12 protein-coding genes are annotated in these 18,281 nt (G+C 71.6%); 8 read left to right on the forward strand and 4 right to left on the reverse strand.

The window, feature by feature from the left end; genetic code table 11:
• Positions 1 to 329 precede the first annotated feature (329 nt).
• Positions 330 to 1,286 carry a hypothetical protein gene (locus tag BN4251_RS15340; protein ID WP_087485895.1) on the forward strand — a complete coding sequence of 319 codons (957 nt, stop codon included), beginning with the start codon at positions 330 to 332 and terminating at the stop codon, positions 1,284 to 1,286.
• A gap of 122 nt (positions 1,287 to 1,408) precedes the next feature.
• On the opposite strand, the gene BN4251_RS15345 is transcribed toward BN4251_RS15340, so the two are convergent.
• Positions 1,409 to 3,007, reverse strand: coding sequence for a mannitol dehydrogenase family protein (locus tag BN4251_RS15345; protein ID WP_087485896.1), 1,599 nt, complete (start codon positions 3,005 to 3,007; stop codon positions 1,409 to 1,411).
• Between the two features lie 119 nt (positions 3,008 to 3,126).
• On the reverse strand, positions 3,127 to 5,568 hold the full coding sequence (locus BN4251_RS15350) for an NAD(+) synthase (protein WP_087485897.1): 2,442 nt from the start codon (positions 5,566 to 5,568) through the stop codon (positions 3,127 to 3,129).
• Positions 5,569 to 5,994: 426 nt separating this feature from the next.
• Here BN4251_RS15350 and BN4251_RS15355 point away from each other — a divergent pair, with 426 nt between their 5' ends.
• From BN4251_RS15355 to BN4251_RS15370, 4 genes are all read left to right on the forward strand, one after another.
• The gene (locus tag BN4251_RS15355; RefSeq protein WP_087485898.1) at positions 5,995 to 6,858 is read left to right on the forward strand and encodes a carbohydrate ABC transporter permease; all 864 of its coding nucleotides are present in this window, start codon (positions 5,995 to 5,997) and stop codon (positions 6,856 to 6,858) included.
• A 13-nt stretch (positions 6,859 to 6,871) separates the two neighbouring features.
• The gene (locus tag BN4251_RS15360) at positions 6,872 to 7,858 is read left to right on the forward strand and encodes a carbohydrate ABC transporter permease (protein ID WP_245810382.1); all 987 of its coding nucleotides are present in this window, start codon (positions 6,872 to 6,874) and stop codon (positions 7,856 to 7,858) included.
• A gap of 140 nt (positions 7,859 to 7,998) precedes the next feature.
• The gene (locus tag BN4251_RS15365; protein WP_087485899.1) at positions 7,999 to 9,360 is read left to right on the forward strand and encodes an ABC transporter substrate-binding protein; all 1,362 of its coding nucleotides are present in this window, start codon (positions 7,999 to 8,001) and stop codon (positions 9,358 to 9,360) included.
• Positions 9,361 to 9,831: 471 nt separating this feature from the next.
• Complete coding sequence (locus BN4251_RS15370) at positions 9,832 to 10,767, forward strand: ABC transporter ATP-binding protein (protein ID WP_245810383.1); 936 nt, start codon at positions 9,832 to 9,834, stop codon at positions 10,765 to 10,767.
• 57 nt (positions 10,768 to 10,824) lie between these two features.
• On the opposite strand, the gene BN4251_RS15375 is transcribed toward BN4251_RS15370, so the two are convergent.
• Together BN4251_RS15375 and BN4251_RS15380 are read right to left on the reverse strand one after the other, a co-directional pair.
• A complete protein-coding gene (locus BN4251_RS15375) occupies positions 10,825 to 13,302 on the reverse strand; it encodes a DNA polymerase III subunit gamma and tau (RefSeq protein ID WP_087486417.1) in 2,478 nt (825 codons plus the stop codon).
• Positions 13,303 to 13,334: 32 nt separating this feature from the next.
• Positions 13,335 to 14,498 carry a hypothetical protein gene (locus BN4251_RS15380; protein ID WP_087485900.1) on the reverse strand — a complete coding sequence of 388 codons (1,164 nt, stop codon included), beginning with the start codon at positions 14,496 to 14,498 and terminating at the stop codon, positions 13,335 to 13,337.
• A gap of 135 nt (positions 14,499 to 14,633) precedes the next feature.
• On the opposite strand from BN4251_RS15380, the gene BN4251_RS15385 reads away from it, so the two are divergent.
• The 3 genes from BN4251_RS15385 (at position 14,634) to BN4251_RS15395 (ending at position 18,270) form a co-directional block, all read left to right on the forward strand.
• Entirely contained in the window at positions 14,634 to 15,077 is a 444-nt protein-coding gene (locus BN4251_RS15385) for a VOC family protein (RefSeq protein ID WP_087485901.1), read from the forward strand.
• 45 nt (positions 15,078 to 15,122) lie between these two features.
• A complete protein-coding gene (locus BN4251_RS15390; RefSeq protein ID WP_087485902.1) occupies positions 15,123 to 16,586 on the forward strand; it encodes a dicarboxylate/amino acid:cation symporter in 1,464 nt (487 codons plus the stop codon).
• A gap of 346 nt (positions 16,587 to 16,932) precedes the next feature.
• The gene (locus BN4251_RS15395) at positions 16,933 to 18,270 is read left to right on the forward strand and encodes an MFS transporter (RefSeq protein ID WP_087485903.1); all 1,338 of its coding nucleotides are present in this window, start codon (positions 16,933 to 16,935) and stop codon (positions 18,268 to 18,270) included.
• Positions 18,271 to 18,281 lie beyond the last annotated feature (11 nt).

Raw genomic sequence — 18,281 nt, forward strand, 5'->3', positions numbered from 1 at the left:
GTGGTGGGGTCCGCGGTTCCAGGTGCGCGGCGTGGCGCCCCTCCCCCGCGCCTCCCCCGCGCCCGGCGTGACATAACTGGGGAATAGCCAAAGCCATTAGCCCACTTTCGTCACGCCGGCAGCGGTTGTCGTCACGCTGGCGGCGGTTGTCGTCACGCTGGTGGCGGCTGCGCCCCCGGGCACCGGGACGTGGGGGGCGTGGCGCGGTCGAGTGCGCCTCGAGGGCGGGGTGGCGTGGCGCGAGTGGGGAGGAGAGGTGTTCCGGGGCGGTGACCTCGACGTTGTGGATGGCACAGTCGGCTCTTCGGCACGGCACCCACCATGAGTCCATGCCCCGCCGCCCTGCTCCGCTGCCCAGCGCACTCCCTCATGCCGTGTTCACCACGGCGGAGGCGAGAAGCGTCGGCGTGGGCACGGAGAGGCTGCGAGCCCGCGATCTGAAGCGTCTCGCCTACGGACTCCACGCCCGAGTCGACGCCGAGCTCACCGAGCTCGACGTCCTCACCGCGCTCACCCGGGATGATCCGCTGGCGGTGGTGCGCGGCCTGAGCGCCGCCCGCTACTGGGGGTTCCCGCTGCCGTGGCAGAAGCAGCAATGGAAGGCAGGCAAGGAACTCACCGCGGTCCATCTCACGGCGAACGGGGAATCACGCCGCAGCTCGGCGCTGATCACCTGGAGCAGAAAGCGGCTCCGTGTCGACGAAATCGTCGCGCTCGAAGATCTCAGGGTCACGAGCCGCATCCGCACCTGGCTCGACCTCCAGCAGGACCTCTCACTCGCTCAGCTCGTCGACATCGGAGATCACCTGGTACGGATCCCACGCGAATGGGCTGAGTCGCGTGAACACCCGTACGCCACTCTCGACCAGCTCTCGATGGCGGTGGACAGCTTCCCCGGCCCCGGCCGAACTCGGCTGCGCGAGGCCCTGGACCTGGTCCGCGTAGGCAGCGACTCCCCGCCCGAGACCAGACTCCGCCTCGCCGCCGGTCGCGCGGGCCTTCCCGAGCCCGATCTCAACGTCCGCCAGATCGACCAAGGGAGGGATCTCGGCGAACCGGATCTCGCGTGGCCCGCATGGAAGGTGTGCGTCGAGCACGATGGGCCGACCCATCGCACCCCCGAGCAGCAGGAACGGGACATCCAGCGCCGCGAGCTGCGCGAATCCCTCGGCTGGATCGAGGTCCAGACCGTCGCCAAGGACCTCCACGACGGCTGCCGGCGTGGCCTGCGGAGGATGACCGATGCCCTGAGGAAGCACGACTGGCACCCCGACGCGCACCCATGAGCACGACCTCGGCGAGCGAAACCCCGGCACGCGACCCGACACCACAGCGCACGTGACAAAACTGGGGGAATCCGGCGGGCTATTCCCCAGTTTTGTCACTCCCGGAGGCGCGGGGCCCCGGCTCACCCTCGACGGGGCGGGACCCCGGCGACGAGCTCCTCCAGCAGCGCTCGGGCTCCGGGGCCGCGAAGCGTCTCGAGAGCGTGGAGGTAGGGGGTCGTGAACGCCTCGTGCTGGACGAGGTCGCCGAACAGCTCCTCGTCGCGGAGGAAGGCGAGCAGGTCCTCGTCGTGCCGCGCGGCGGCGGCCATGACGCGCTCGCGCAGGCGATCCGCCACGGGCCACTGCTCGCCGTTCTCACCGGCGCCCTCGGCGTACCGCGCCCAGGAGGCGACGATCGCGGCGGAGGCGGAGACGTCCCGCCCGGCGGCGAGGTTCTCCTGGATCACGGGGACCAGCCAGGTGGGGATGCGGTCCGAGGACTCGGCGGCGAGGCGGGCGAGGGTGTCCTTGACCTCGCGGTTCGCGAACCGGGCCATCAGCTCGTCCTTGTAGGCGGTCAGGTCGATGCCGGGCACCTCGGGCACGGCAGGCGTGCCCTCGTGGTCCATGTAGAGCACGCGGGTGAAGGGCGCGAGCTGCTCATCGAGCGCGGCCTCGTCGGCGTAGGTGTGGCCGAGCAGCAGGCCGAAGTAGGCGATCGCCTGGTGGGAGCAGTTCAGCAGACGCAGCTTCATCAGCTCGTACGGCTCGACGTCCTCGACCATCTGCACGCCCACCTCCTCATAGGCGGGGCGGCCGGAGGGGAAATCGTCCTCGAGCACCCACTGCACGAAGTCCTCGCTCACCACGGGCCAGGCGTCGTCGATGCCGTACTCGGCGGCGACCATCTCGATGTCCTCGGGCGCGGTGACCGGGGTGATCCGGTCCACCATGCAATTGGGGAACGCAACCTGGGCCTCGATCCAGTCGGCGAGCGGGGCGTCGCCATGCAGGCCGTCCTCGTCACGTCGGCGGGTGAAGGCGAGGATCATCCGCTTGGCCAGATCACCGTTGCCGCGCACGTTGTCGCAGGACATGACAGTGAAGGGGGCAGCGCCCGCCTCACGCCGGCGGCGCAGCGCCTCGACGACGTAGCCGAACATGGTGCGGGGGTGTCCGGAGCGGTGCGCGCTGTTCGCGCCGCCCGTGTTCTCGCCCGCGCTGCCGGCGGCGACCGCGCCCTCGAGGTCGAAGCGGGTGGCGAGGTCCGCGGCGACGGACTCGGTCTCGTACTGGAACTGGCCGGTGGAGGGGTTGTAGTTGTAACCGCCCTCGGTGACGGTGAGCGAGACGATCCGCACCGCGGGGTCGGTCAGCTGGGCGAGCACGGCCTCGGGGTCGTCGGGCGCGAAGAGGTACTTCGCGATCGAGCCGATCACACGCGGATCCCGCGTCCCGTCGGGCGCTTTGGTGACGAGCGTGTACAGGCCGTCCTGGGCGGTGAGGGCGTCGCGCATGCGCGCATCACCTGGCAGCAGGCCCACGCCGCAGATCGCCCAGTCGCGGTCGCGGCCGGCGTTCATCAGCGCATCGAGGTACATGGCCTGGTGCGCGCGATGGAACCCGCCCACGCCGAAGTGGACGATGCCGATCTGACGCTCCTGGAGGGGGTACTCGGGCACGGCGACCGTGCCGCGGGCGGCGATCTCGGGCAGGGCGGCGGGCGTCAGCGCAGTCATGGCTCATCCTTCATCGGCGAGTGAGGAGGAGGCCGACGATACCCATCCCGTCTCCCTCGGGGCTACCGAACCGGCAGCCCCGGGCAGCCACCGGGCGATCGGGCCCCGACACACCGCGCTCACGCCCCCGGGACGTCCCGCTCGATCTCCGCGAGCCAGGCCGTCGCCGTCGCGTCGGCCGGCATCCGCCAGTCGCCGCGCGGGGAGAGCGAGCCGCCGGCCAGCACCTTCGGGGCGTTGGGCAGAGCGGAGCGCTTGAACTGGTTGGCGAAGAACCGCCTCGTGAACACGGTCAGCCAGTGCTTGATCTCCTCGCGGGAGTAGGCACGGGCATCGTCCTGCGGGTACCCGGCCGGCCACTGTCCGGCGTCAACGTCACCCCAGGCCTGGTGGGCGAGGTAGGCGATCTTGCCGGGGCCGTAGCCGCGGCGCAGCACGTGGAAGAGGGAGAAATCGTGCAGGGCGTAGGGACCGATCGAGCTCTCGGTGGACTGTGCCTGCTGTCCCTCTCCCGCCGGGATCAGCTCAGGGCTGATCTCGGTGTCGATCACCGACTGCAGGATCGCGGACGCCTCCGTCCCGAAGATGCCCTCGGCGATCACCCAGCGGATCAGGTGCTGGATCAGGGTTTTGGGCACCCCGGCGTTCACGCCGTAGTGGGACATGTGGTCGCCCACCCCGTAGGTGCACCAGCCCAGCGCCAGCTCGGAGAGGTCGCCGGTGCCCACCACGATGCCGCCACGGTGGTTGGCCAGGCGGAACAGGTAGTCGGTGCGCAGCCCGGCCTGGACGTTCTCGAAGGTGACGTCGTAGACCTTCTCGCCGCCGCCGTAGGGGTGGCCCATGTCCTGCAGCATCTGGGTGGCGGCCGGGCGGATGTCGATCGTCTCGAAGCTCGCACCCACTGCGCGGGACAGCGCCTCGGCGTTGGAGCGGGTGTGCTCGGAGGTCGCGAAGCCCGGCATCGTGAAGGTGAGGATCTCGGAGCGGTCCCGGCCCAGCAAGTCCATCGCCCGCGCGCACACCAGCAGCGCATGGGTGGAGTCCAGACCGCCGGAGACCCCGAGCACCGGGGCGGTGCCGCCGGGCTTGTCCCCGCCGATCGCGCTCAGCCGACGCACCAGCCCCGCCACCTGGATCGAGAACGCCTCATAGCAGTCCTGGGCCAGGCGCGCCGGATCGTCGGGCACGAAGGGGAAGCGGTCGAGCTTGCGGCGCAGCGGCCCGGTCGCGGGCGGGCCGACGGGCCGGCCGCTCTCCTCCTGCCAGGGATCGTAGGAGATCTCGGGGTCTGCGCCCTCGAGCCCGGGTCCCTCCGCCGCATTGTCGGCCGCCGCCCCGTCGGCGCCGCTCGCCGCCGCACCATCGACCTCCCGGCCGAACAGCAGCGCCTCCGGTCCCCTCGCGAATTCCGAGATCCGCTCGGCGTGCAGGCGACGGTTGTCGTCGAAGGTGTTCATGCGCCGACGCTCGGCGACGATCCGATCCAGGTCGATGTCCGCGATCGTGGCGCGCGGCCCCTGCGGGAACCGCCCGCTCTCGCCGAGCAGGTCACCGCATTCGTAGACGAAGGTCTGCCCGTCCCAGGCCAGATCGGTGGTGGACTCTCCCTCCCCCGCGGCGGCGTAGACGTACGCGACCTGGCTGCGAGCGGAGGCGGAGCGGGCCATCAGCTTGCGCTCCTCGGCCCGGCCGATCGTGATCGGGGAGCCCGAGAGGTTCGCGACCACGGTCGCGCCCGCGAGCGCCGCCTCGGCCGACGGGGGGATCGGCACCCACATGTCCTCGCAGATCTCGACGAACAGGCTCAGCCCGGGCACGTCCGGGACATCGATCAGCTGGTGCGGGGTGAGGGCGTGGGTCGCGCCGCCGATCCGGACGTCCTTCCAGCAGGCATCGTCACCGGGCGCGTACCAGCGCCGTTCCTGGAACTCGCGGTAGTCGGCGAGATGCTGCTTGGGGGTGATGTTCAGGATCCGACCGCGGTGGATGGTGAGCGCGCAGTTGAACACGCGCGAGCGCTCGCTGGAGCGCAGCGGGGCACCCAGCACGATGAGCGGCATCAGCTCGCGGCTGGCCTCGACCACGGTGAGGATCGCCTGCTCGGCGGCGTCCAGCAGCGGCTCCTGCAGCACCAGGTCATCGAGCGAGTAGCCCGTCAGCGACAGCTCCGGGAACACGGCCAGACCCACCTGCTGCTCGTGCAGATCACGCAGCACCTCGAGGTGGCGCGCGGCGTTGGTGTAAGGGTCGGCGAGCGCGACGGGGAGGGTCACGGCCGCGGCGCGCAGGAAGCCGTGGCGGTAGATCGAGGCGTGGGGGTCCGACGGGTCCTCGTGCGTGACCGAGGGCAGGTCGCGCTCCAGCTGCTGCTCACCGTCCGGACCGGCGGGGACGTGACCGCCGGGGACGGGGGCGGAGGTGGCGCCGGCCGGGTGATGGGCCGGGGCGGAGCTCGGCGGCTGGTTCTGGCCGGGCGGCTGCTGCCGGTCCTGGCCGGTGGGCCGGGACGGGTCCTGACCGGAGGGCTGCGGGGCGGCGGGCTGGGGCGCGGAGCTCATGGAGGCGAGCGTAATGGAGGCCCGGCCGCAGGGCGGGGCGCACCCTGCACTCGGTCCGCTCGGTCGGGCACCGAGCCGGTGAGTCGGGCACCGCCCCGGGCAGCCCGGCCGGCCAGCCGAGCACCGCGCCGGTCCACCGAGCAACCGGGGCCTCAGCCGAGCACGCCGGTGCCCTCAGCCGAGCACGCCGGTGCCTTCAGTGCGCGGTGACCGACGGCTCGGTGCGCGGTCCCTGGTCGAGTACCGGCGTCACAGCCACCCCTACGGCGATATCGCCGTACACGTCGCCGCTGCGCCCGTAGTCGACCATCACTCGTTCGCCCCATCGTCGCGCGCGAGCCGCCGGCCGCCGTCCCGCGCCCGTCCCGACCTGCTATACGTTGAACCGATGACAACCCGCACCGCACCGCGCACGAGAAGGGCCGCATGAACGCGCGCAGGCCCCTGCTGGGGTGGCTGCTCATCGCCCCCAGCCTGATCGGGGTGACGGCCTTCCTGATCCTGCCGGTGCTGCTCGCCTTCGTCGTCTCGCTGTTCCGCTGGGACCTGCTGGGCACACGTCGCTTCATCGGGCTGGAGAACTACACCACCCTGCTCTCGAGCGGCGCACTGCCCAACTCTCTGCTGGTCACAGGGATCTTCACGCTGATCTCGGTGCCGGTCTCCCTCGCGCTGGGCCTGATCCTGGCCACCCAGCTGGTGCGCGCCCTGCCGGGCTCGGCGATCGTGCGGGTGATCGTGGTGATCCCCTGGGTGTGCGCCCCGCTGGCCCTGGGCGTGGTGTGGAAGTGGATCTTCCAGCCCTCCGTCGGCGCGCTGAACCAGATCCTGGGCGTGCGCATCGAGTGGCTGACCGATCCCTCGCTCGCGCTGCCGGCGGTGGCGTTCGTGGCGATCTGGCAGAACGTCGGCTACATCTCGCTGTTCTTCCAGGCGGGCCTGACCCGCATCCCCGGCTCGATCTACGAGGCGGCGCGGATCGACGGCGCGGGCCCCGCCCAGCAGCTGTGGCACATGACCATCCCGCTGCTGCGTCCCACCACGTTCTTCCTCGCAGTCACGCAGGTGGTGGCGAGCTTCCAGGTGTTCGACATGGTCTACGCCCTCACCGGCGGCGGGCCCCAGCGCCGCACCGAGGTGATCGCCTCGCTGATCTACAACGAGGCCTTCGAGGCGAGCCGTCTGGGCCGCGCGAGCGCGGTCGCGGTGATCCTGTTCCTGCTGCTGGTCGTGATCACGCTGCTCCAGCAGCGCTGGTTCTCCCGCCGCATCACCTATGACATGAGCTGAGAGGAGGACCGCGATGACCACCCCGCACCGCACCCCCGGGACGCCCGGGGCCGACGAGCGCACGTCCGCCGTCGGGCCCGACGCTCCCGCCGCTGGGCACCGCGCCGCCACCCGCGCGAGCGCCGACGGGCGCAGCCCGTCCCGTCGGCCGCGCCGGCTCACCGGCTCGCTGCTGGCCCGCCGCCTGCTCGCGCACTCCGCCACCTACCTGGTGCTCGTGATCGCCGCGCTGCTCACGCTGGGACCGTTCCTGTTCTCGGTGATGACCGCGTTCACCTCGACCACGCAGTTCGCGCAGCAGGGGCCGCTCTCGTTCCCCGCACCGCCGGTGCTGGAGAACTTCCTCGAACTGTTCAGCTCGCAGGACGGCTTCGTGACCCCGGTGGTGGTGACCGTGCAGATGGTCGCGGTGATCCTCACCGGCCAGATGGTGTTCTCGGTGCTGGCCGCCTATGCCTTCGCGCAGCTCCGCTTCCCCGGCCGTGACCTGCTGTTCTGGGTGTATGTGGCGACGCTGATGGTGCCGCAGGTGGTCGTGGTGGTGCCGCTGTACCTGATGATGAGCGAGGTCGGGCTGCGCAACACGTTCTGGGCGCTGGTGCTGCCGTTCGTGCTCGGCTCCCCGTACGCGATCTTCCTGCTGCGGGAGAACTTCCGCGGCGTGCCCAGCGAGCTGATGGACGCGATGCGGATCGACGGCGCGGGCACGCTGCGCCTGCTGTGGCACCTGGTGGTGCCGTTGAACCGGGCCATCATCGTCACCCTGGTGCTGATCACGGTGGTCACCCACTGGAACAACTTCATGTGGCCGATGGTGATCACCTCCGGGCCCGAGTGGCGGGTGATCACGGTGGCGACCTCCGCGCTGCAGTCGCAGTACAACAACAACTGGACGCTGGTGATGGCGGGGACCACCCTCGCGATGGTGCCGCTGGTGATCTTGATGATCGTGTTCCAGAAGCAGATCACCCGCTCGATCGGCGACGCCACCCTGCGTTGAGGGGGCGCGGAGGTTCCGGCCGGGAGGGGCGCTGTCCACTCGTCCCGCCACCTCGGCGCCACACGGGTTCACCGCTCTCCCCATCGCCTGCGGAAACGGGAGAGAATGGGTCCACTCGACCGACCCGGAAGGACTTCTCCATGATGAAGCGTCGCACCATCCTCTCCTCCCTCGCCGCCGCCGGCCTGCTCGGCACCGCAGCGGCCTGCTCCCCCTCCTCCGATGGCGGCGGTGACAGCGCGGGCGGCGCCTCGGACGCCGGCGGCAGCACCGGCGGCGACAAAGGCACGCTGACCTTCCGCCTCTGGGACCAGAACGCGGTGCCCGCCTACGAGGAGTCCTTCCAGGCCTTCACCGCCGAGAGCGGCTGGAACGTGAACATCGACGTGGTGCCGTGGGGCGACTACTGGACGCGTCTGCCGCTGGATGTGGCCAGCGGGGATGCGGCCGACGTCTACTGGATGAACTCCGCCAACTACGTGCAGTTCAAGGACTCCGAGGCGCTGCTGGACATCAACGAGATCATCCCGGACGGTGCCTCCCAGTGGGAGCAGTCCGTGGTGGACCTCTACACCCGCGACGGCGGCCTCTGGGGCGTGCCGCAGATCTGGGACTCGATCGCCGTGTTCTACAACAAGGGCCTGGTCGAGGAGGCGGGTGTGGACCCCGAGGACCTCGTCTTCGACCCGAGCGCCGAGACGGACTCCCTGCGTGACGCCGCGCGCGCCCTGACACTCGACGGCGCGGGCCTGCACCCGGGCGAGAGCGGCTTCGACGTCGACTCCCGTGAGCAGTTCGGCTTCAACTCGCAGGCCGACCGTCAGGCGATCATCGGCCCGATGCTCGCCTCCAACGGCGCAACCTGGCAGGAGGACGACCAGTACACCTTCGCCTCGCCCGAGGGCATCGAGGCGTTCCAGTACATGGCGGACCTGATCAACGTCGAGAACGTCGCCCCGAGCGCCGCGGACACCAACGAGAACGGCGACTTCAGCCGCGACCTGTTCACCCAGGGCAAGCTCGGCCTGTTCCAGTCCGGCCCGTACAACCTGCTGGCGATCTCCGAGGGCGTCGCGGACTCCTTCGAGTGGGCGCTGGCCGGTCCGGTGGAGGGTCCCGCAGGCGCGAAGTCCCTGGTCCACGGCGTGGTCGCGGTGGGCAACGCGCAGGCCGACGAGGACCAGCAGGAGGGCATCGCCGCTCTGCTGACCTGGCTGGGCTCGAAGGAGGGTCAGCTGCCGCTGGCCGAGCAGGGCGTCTCCTTCCCCGGTCACGTCGACGCGCAGGACGCCTTCATCGCCTATTGGCAGGAGAAGGGCGTGGACGTGAGTGTGTTCGTCGAGGCCGCGAAGAACCCCGCGGAGGCCGACACCGGCGCCCGCGCCAACGCCGGCCTGGGCGCGGCGATCCCGATCTTCCAGGAGGTCTTCATCGGCCGTCTCTCCGCCGAGGACGGCATCCCCCAGGCGCAGGAGGAGGGCAACGCCGCGATGGCCGAGTGAGGCGACGGTCCGTGGCGAGTACTGGCGATATAGCGCGCACTACGCAAATATCGGCATAGCCCGCTCTCCTGAGCCAGTACTCGACACGGCTGACCGGGACGGCGACCCGACGCCCCCGCTTTGCACGGCGGCCTCCACCAGTCCCTCACGAATCGTGTGCAGACTCCGCCCGGTACGTCACGGGCGCTGCGCGCCGGCACATGGGATTCTGTGCGTATGACACACAGCACTCCCCCGGTCGGGGGTCCGGGCTCGCACCGCGACCAGGGCGCGGCGAATGCCTACGACTACGGTCCCGGCACACCGGGGACTCCGGTCCGCCCGCTCTCCGCTCAGCCCGATCGACCCGCTCAGCCCGATCGACCTGCTCAGCCCGGGATCCCGGTCCCGCCTGAGCGAGCCGCACAGCCCGGACCGCTGCCTGCGGGTCACGCGGACCTCGCCGCGGCCGGCGGAACGGCACCGGGGATCGTGGCCGAGCAGGTCAGCCGCGCGTTCGGCCAGGTGCAGGCGGTGCACGGGCTGAGCTTCACCGCGCCGCGCGGGGCGGTGACGGCGCTGGTGGGTCCGAACGGCTGCGGCAAGTCCACGCTGATGCTGATGCTGGCCTCGCTGCTGGCTCCCGATTCCGGGCGGGTGCTGGTGGACGGGCTGGACCCGTCGGCCGATTCCGCGGCGGTGCGAGCGCGCGTGGGCTGGATGCCCGATCAGTTCGGCGCATGGGATTCGCTGCGGGTCACCGAGGTGCTCGAGGTGATGGGGCGCGCCTACTTCCTGCCTGGTCCGCAGCTACGGCAGCGCGTGAACGAGCTGCTCGAGCTGATGGACCTGGTGCCGCTCGCGCAGCAGCCCGCGCACGTGCTCTCGCGCGGGCAGAAGCAGCGGCTGGGCCTGGCGCGGGCGCTGATCCATGCCCCGTCGGTGCTGATCCTGGACGAGCCCGCCTCCGGGCTCGATCCGGCCTCGCGTCGGCGCCTGCTGAAGGTGGTGCGGACGCTCGCCTCGGAGGGGACGACGGTGCTGATCTCCAGCCACATCCTCACCGAGCTCGAGGAGATGGCCGATCACGTCGTGTTCATGGACTCCGGGCGGGTGGTGGACGCGGCAAGCGTGCGCGAGCTCGCCGCCCGGCCGCGGCCGTGGCGGGTCTCCTCCCTGGATCCGCGGGCGCTGTCGGAGGCGCTCGCACGGCTCGGGGTGGAGCACGGCGAGCTGCGCGGACCTGAGCACACCGCCTCCGGTCATGCCGAGGTGATCATCCACCTGCCCGACGAGGCCACCGCCTCGCGCCTGCTCGCGGATCTCGCCGCCGCGCGTGCACAGGTGATCGGGTTCGGCCCGGCGACCGGTCGGCTCGAGGCGGCCTACCTCGCCTCGGATGCCGCGCATCGTGAAGGAGCCCTGTGATGAGCACGCACACCCCCGGCCCCGGCAACCACGCGCCCGACCCCGGCACCCCCGCAACTATAAGAGACGGGGCGGGTAGGGGTCGTCGGGTTCGGGGGCGAAGTCCTCGACCCGCTCGCTCGTCGAGCCGCCGCTGCGTGCGGCCTGCGCAGCGCGGGCCGCGGCCTGCATGGCCCGCTCGGAGGCGCGCTGCCCCGCGGAGAGCGGAGCATCCTCCTGTGCAGCGGACTGCGCAGGGGCCGCCGCGGCCGACGGGGCGGATGCCGGTGCCGCGGACTGTGCAGAGGGCTGCGCCGCGGACTGGCTCGATGGCTGGGCCTGGGCTGATCCCGGAGCGGAGCCCGCGTCGGTGCTGCGTGGGGGCATCGCCGCGACGGCGTCGCCCCACGGCGCTGCGCCAGGACGCTCCGTGGCCGGGCTCGGGGCGTTCGACTCGGGCCAGGCGGTGGTGCCACCGGAGCGCTCGGCGCCGCTCCCGGCAGGCTGTCCCCATCCCTCTCCGCTGCCGGCGGGTCCGTTCTGGCCGCCCGGCCCGCCCTGCGCTCCGCCCGGACCACCGGGCGCACCGGCAGCCGCGCCATCTGCGGGCCCGCCCGGCGCACCGCCCTGGCCGCCACCGGGGCCTCCCCCGGGACCTCCGCCGCCGGGGCCGCCGCCGGGACCGGGGTCCTCTCCGACCACGGCCTCGATCGTGACCTCGACGTGCATGATGCGACGCACCGCATCGGCCAGGTTCTCCGCCGCGGTGCCGCGATGGAAGGCGTTGACCAGACCGTCAGTGCGGAATCCGATCACGAGCGTGCTGCCGTGCACGCCGTTGACGTGGCCGTTCTGCGAGATCAGCGCCCAGCTGGGCCGACGGATCTGCTGCAGCTCGTCCAGGATCGCCGACCAGTGCCCACGCACCTGGTCCGCGTCGAGCCCGCCGCCCGTCGCCGCCGCCGGTGCGCTCTGCTCAGGCGCGGGTGCACCCTGCGGCTCCTGCGGGGCAGGGGCCTGGGGCTGGGGCTGCTGCGCGGGAGCCTGAGCGGCCGGGCCCTGAGGCTCCTGGCGAGGCTGCGACTCCTGAGAAGCCGGGGCGTCCTGTGACGGCTGCGCGGGCTGGACACCGGGCTCCTGCACCGGAGGCTCGGCCTGCACCGGCGCCGACTGCGCGCGAGCCTGCGGCGCCTGGGCCTGCGCGGGCGCGGGCGCATCCTGCTCGGGTGCCCGCGCAGGTCGCTCGCGCACGTCGCCCGGATCCTGCGTCGGCGGTTGGGGCCGGCCACCGCGCGCCTGACGTGCCGCTTCGACCTTCTCCTGCGCGATCCGACGCGCCTCCTCACGGGCGCCGGACGCTCCAGGGCTGCTCTGCACCGCGGCCGCGGTCGCCTGCACGGCGGGCACCGCCCCGGCGACCGGGGCACCGGCCTCACCGGCGGCGAGCGCGGCCCGCTCGTTGCGCAGCACCAGGCGTGCGGCGAGCAGCTCGAGGTGCAGGCGCGGCGAGGTTGCGCCGCTCATGGTGGAGAGGGTCTCGTGGACCAGGTCGCCGCACAGCGACAGATCCGCCGGGGACATCAGCGTGGCCTGCTCGCGCATCCGCTCGAGCTCGTCGGCCGGGACCTGCGGCAGCAGATCCGCGCCCTTGTCCGGCACGGCCGCGAGCACGATCAGGTCCCGCATCCGCTCGAGCAGGTCCTCCACGAAACGTCGCGGCTCATGCCCGGTGGCGAGCACATGCTCGACCGCGCCGTAGAGGGACGCGGCGTCGCGCTGGGCGATGGCGGTGATCGCGCTGTCCAGCAACGAGGTGTCCGTGAAGCCGAGCAGCGCGATCGCGGTCGGGAAGTCGAGGCCGTCCTCCCCGGCGCCGGCCATCAGCTGGTCCAGCACCGACATGGAGTCACGGGCGGAGCCGCCGCCGGCGCGCACCACCAGCGGCATCACTCCCTCCCCCACGGACACCTGTTCCGCGGCGCAGACCTCCTCGAGATAGGGGCCCAGCACCTGCGGCGGGATCAGACGGAAGGGGTAGTGGTGGGTGCGCGAGCGGATGGTGCCGATGACCTTGTCCGGCTCGGTGGTCGCGAAGACGAACTTCACGTGGTCCGGCGGCTCCTCGACGAGCTTGAGCAGCGCGTTGAAGCCGGCCGAGGTGACCATGTGGGCCTCGTCGATGATGAAGACCTTGAAACGGTCGCGCACGGGGGCGAAGGAGGCGCGCTCGCGCAGCTCGCGGGCGTCGTCCACACCGCCGTGGCTGGCGGCGTCGATCTCGACCACGTCGAGACTGCCGGCGCCGCCGCGTGCGAGGTCGCGGCAGGAGTCGCAGGCGCCGCAGGGGGTGTCCGTCGGCCCTTCCGCACAGTTCAGACAGCGCGCGAGGATGCGCGCGGAGGTGGTCTTGCCACAGCCGCGCGGGCCGGAGAACAGGTAGGCATGACCCACCCGCCCGGCACGCAGAGCACGCCGCAGAGGCGTGGTGACGTGGTCCTGGCCGATCACCTCGGCGAAGGACTCCGGGCGGTAACGACGGTACAGAGCGGTGGCCACCCACACAGGCTAATGGAGGGCGCCCACGTTCCTCACCGATCGGGGGATGGAGGCGCTGTGGAGGAAGAGTCCCCGCGGCCCTCGTCGGCGCCACGAGCGGGCTCATGAGCCTCGTCCCTCGGCTCATCGGCGCCCACGCTCGTCGACCCGCGGTCGCCGGCCGACTCCCGAGCCGCCGCGGCCGACGCCTGGCGTGTCCTCTCGAGCCTCGCCCGGCGATGTCGCAGCTGCCGGAAGGTCACCACGAACACTGAGACCACCACGATCACCGGGATCGCGACGTCCACCACCCATGCGGGGATCGAGAACGGCAGGGAGAGCTCCGGGATCCATCCCAGCAGCAGGTCCCTCAGCCATGCCAGGGCCTCGCCCACGGGTCGCAGCAGCGCGGAGACGACCTCGCGCACGGGACGGGTCAGCTCCGAGACCCAGTCACGGATCGGCGCGAGGAACGCCCCGACGGCCTCGACGACCGGTCGCACCATGCGCTCGACCCAGTCCTTCACCGGATCCAGCAGCCCGCTGAACAGCGCACCGAGCCCGAGCAGCGGGATCAGGTAGCGGGCCGACGTCGCGAGCGCCTCGAGCAGCGCGAAGCGGGTGGGATGCTCAGCCCGCTGCTCCTCGCGCGCGGCCGACGGGCTGCCCTCCTCGGGCACCAGCAGCACCTTCCCGAAGCCCCGGCGCACATCCACCTCGCCCGCTCCGCCGAGCCCGGCGGTGCGCACATGGATCACTTCGGCGTCCTCGTGATCACCGTCCGCGTCGGGCCGGCGCACCGTGAAGCGCAGGGACGTGAAGCCGTCCTCGCAGCGGAACTGCAGATCATCGGCCGACGGGGACTCCGCGTCGGCGTCGGGCTCGCTCTCCGGCTCACCCTTCCGGGCTTTCTTCCGCGCCTTCTCCTCGGCCTTCGGATCGTGCTCGACGCCGTCGATCTCCACGGTCGCGGAGGTGTCGAGCAGGCGGTGCTTCACCCGCACCACGTAGTCGTGGCCGTGGGAGGTGCCGCGGTACTCGACGTCGGCCGCGAAGCGGGTCGGAGCCTGAGCGCCGAACGGAGGCTCCTCGACCTCCGCGGCGCCGGGCGGCGCGGGCCCGTCGGCCGCCTCGCGCTCCACCGATGCGCTCCGCACGCCCTCATCCCTCTCCTCGGGGCTGGGGTGCGGAGCGGTGCGCGCGGAGACGTTCGGCATGCCCTCATCGTCTCAACCGCCCATGCCCCGACGGATCCGCCGCTCGGCTGTTCTCCCGCCTCTCCTCCTCAGCCGTTCGGCGGAGGCCCCAGCATCTCCCTTGCCCCTCGCTCACCGATCGCGAAGACTGCCTGCATGAGTGTCTTCCTCTCGCACACCACGATCGACTGCCACGACGCCTTCGCGCTGTCCGAGTGGTGGCGCGCGGCCCTGGACTATGCGATGGATCCCGAGGACCCAAACCTCCCCGGGCACGAGCAGTGCATGATCCATGACCCGGAGTCCGGCCACCGGCTCCTCTTCCACGAGGTGCCCGATCAGCGCCTGCCCGGCAAACGGATCCATCTCGATGTGCGTCCTCGTGAACGCGACCAGGGCGCAGAGGCCTCCTGGCTGCTCGCCCACGGGGCGACGCTGATCGAGGACCGCCGCGGGATCCGCGGCCCCGGCTCGGGCTGGTTGACGATGGCCGACCCCGAGGGCAACCAGTTCTGCGTGCTGCGCTCCTTGGATGAGACTGCGGAGCCGGCGCGGCGCGCGACCTCCGACTCCATAAGCTCGCCTACTGTGATCCCCTAGGCAAACCATTGATGTCAGGGTGACAACGGCGTAGCGTGCCATGCCGTGAGCACATCAACCACCCCCTCCCCCGAGGCGACCTCGCGCACGCGCAACCCGCTGCGTCAGATCGCCCGCATCCCCTTCGGCTGGCAGGTCCTGATCGGCCTCGTCCTCGGCGTAGTCCTGGGCCTCGTCGCCGCCCAGATGGGACCGGTGCCCGGTGTCGGCGAGGACGGCGGTGACGGCCCCAACTGGCTGACCACCACCCTCCAGACCATCGGCTCGACCTTCGTGACCCTGCTGAAGGCCCTGGTCCCGCCGCTGATCTTCCTCGCGATCATCACCTCGATCGCGAACCTCCGCAACGTCACCAACGCCGCCCGACTGGCCGGCAAGACGCTGCTGTGGTTCGCCATCACCGCCCTGATCGCCGTCGCGATCGGCATCGGCCTGGGCGCCGTGACGAAGCCCGGTGAGAACTCCGGCGTCTCCGCAGACTCCGCCGCGGCCTCCTCCACCCAGGGCGGCTGGATGGACTTCCTGAACGGCCTGGTGCCCTCGAACTTCCTGGGCATCGCCGGGTCGATGAGCGATGACGGCTCCGTCTCGCTGAGCTTCAACGTGCTGCAGATCCTGGTCATCTCGATCGCCGTCGGCATCGCGGTGCTCTCCGTGGGCGAGAAGGCCGAGCCCTTCCTCAAGGTCACCGGCTCCGCGCTCGAGATCGTGCAGAAGCTGCTGTGGTGGGTGATCCGCCTCGCCCCGATCGGCACCGTGGGCCTGCTCGGCAACGCCGTGGCCAGCTATGGCTGGGAGGCCATCGGCCAGCTCGGCGTGTTCACGCTCGACGTCTACGTGGGCATGCTGATCGTGCTGCTGGTCGTCTACCCCGTGCTGCTGAAGGTCAACGGCCTCTCCATCGGCTCGTTCTTCCGCGGCGTGTGGCCCGCGACCTCGCTGGGCTTCGTCTCCCGCTCCTCGCTGGGCACCATGCCGATGACCCAGACCGTCACCGAGCGGATGGGCGTGCCCCGCCACTACGCGAGCTTCGCGATCCCGCTGGGCGCGACCACCAAGATGGACGGCTGCGCCGCGATCTACCCCTCGCTGGCCGCGATCTTCGTGGCGAACTTCTACGGGGTGCCGCTGGGCATCACGGACTACCTGCTGATCGTGCTGGTCTCGGTGCTCGGCTCGGCCGCGACCGCGGGCATGACCGGCGCGACCGTCATGCTCACCCTGACCCTGTCCACACTGGGCCTGCCGCTCGAGGGCGTGGGCCTGCTGCTGGCCGTCGACCCGATCCTGGACATGGGCCGCACCGCCCTGAACGTCACCGGCCAGTCGCTGGTGGCTGTGATCGTCGCCAAGCGCGAGAAGATCCTGGACCAGGGCGCGTACGACGCCGCGCGCCGCACCTCCTTCCAGATCCTCCAGGCCGAGCAGGCCGCGGAGACCGAGGGCGCGGCCGACGCCGAGGCCGAGGCGGCGCCGGAGGGCAGCGGGAAGCAGCCCGCCACCGCCTGAGCCTGGCCCTGCGTCGGCTCACGTGACGAGTACCGGCTCTGGGTGACGCGCTCTGGCTATATAGCCAGAGCGTGTTCCCTGGAGCCCGCACTCGTCACCGCCCGTCGTGGACTGCGGGGCCGGCACAGGTTCCAGCACCCGGCACGCGGCCCTGGCCCCGCCGCGGACACCCACTGCCGCACCCGGTGAATCGGCGCACCACCGGCGGCGGAACCCTGGCCCCTCGCGCCGCGCGCCCCTACAGTGGACGCCGTCAGATCGGCCCGACGCACGGGCCCCCGCAGTGCATCTACCTCGGGTCCACGGTGTGGATCGTCCAAGGCGGCACCCACCGTCCGGAGCTTCGATGTCCACTCCCCCTCGCACAGCCCCCGCCTCGCAGCAGGAGCAGACCACCTTGCGCCGCGTGGCCGGCACCGCGTACTTCCCGATCGCGTTCATCGCCCGCTTCCCCTTCGCGATGATGGTCGTGGGCACCCTGACCCTGGTGGTCTCCGCGCGCGAGTCGATCTGGCTGGGCGGCGTGAACTCGGCCGTGGTGGGCCTGGGCTCAGCGCTGATCGGCCCGCTGCTGGGCGCTGCGGCGGACAGGATCGGCCAGCGCCCCGTCATCCTCACCGCCGGGATCGTGAACTCGCTGGCCCTGGTGGCGATGGCGGCCGTCGCGTTCAGCTCGCTGCCGGATGCGGCGGTGCTCGCGGTCGGCTTCGTCATCGGTGCCTCCTCCCCGCAGATCGGCCCGTTCTCGCGCACCCGCCTGGTGCAGCTGATCCTCACCCGCCTGCCCGTGGCGCGTCGGGCCCGCAGCCTGAACTCGACCATGGGCTACGAATCCGCTGCGGACGAGACGGCATTCGTGTTCGGTCCGGTGGTGGTGGGTCTGCTCGCGACCACGATGAGTCCTGCCGCGCCGATGATCGGCGCGGCGGTGCTGACGCTGCTGTTCGTCACCGCCTTCGCCCTCCACCCCACGGCGAAGGTCGCCGCCCCCGCCACTGCGGAGGAGCCGGTCACGCAGGCTCCCGCACGCGAGCTGGCCTCCCTGTCGGTGCTGGTGGTGGTCGCGGGCGCGCTCGGCGTGGGCCTGTTCTTCGGCACCGTGCTGACCTCGCTCACCTCCTTCCTCGCGGACACCGGCGACGGCGACTCCGCGGGCCTGGTCTACGGCGTGATGGGCGTCGGCTCGACGATCCTGGCGCTCTCGGTGGCGCTGTTCCCCGAGCGGTTCCGCCTGCAGGCACGGTGGCTGGTGTTCTCCGCGCTGATGCTCGCGGCGATGATCGGCTACGGGCTCGCGAGCGGGCTCACCGGGATCGTGATGGCGATGGCGATCGCCGGGATCGGCATCGGGCCGACGATCGTGACGCTGTACAGCCTCGCCGCGGAGCGCAGCCCGCAGGGCCGGTCGGCGACAGTGATGACGATGCTGGGCTCGGCCACGATCGTGGGGCAGTCCGCGGCCTCCGCGCTGACCGGTGCGGTCGCCGAGTACGCCGGGTCCCAGGCCTCGATGTGGCTGCCGATCGGCGCGGCCGGCCTGGTGGTGCTCGCCGCGCTCGTCAACGTCCTCGCCTGCCGCGAGCCCGGCTCACGGGCCGCCGCGGAGGAGCGGGAGCAGCAGGCCGAGGATCACCTCTTCGAGGACGCCCGCACCCTGGCGGAGCACCCCACCGAGCACCCCTGAGCCGCTGCGCC

This window comes from Brachybacterium massiliense, from assembly GCF_900184245.1.
Taxonomy (GTDB): domain Bacteria; phylum Actinomycetota; class Actinomycetes; order Actinomycetales; family Dermabacteraceae; genus Brachybacterium; species Brachybacterium massiliense.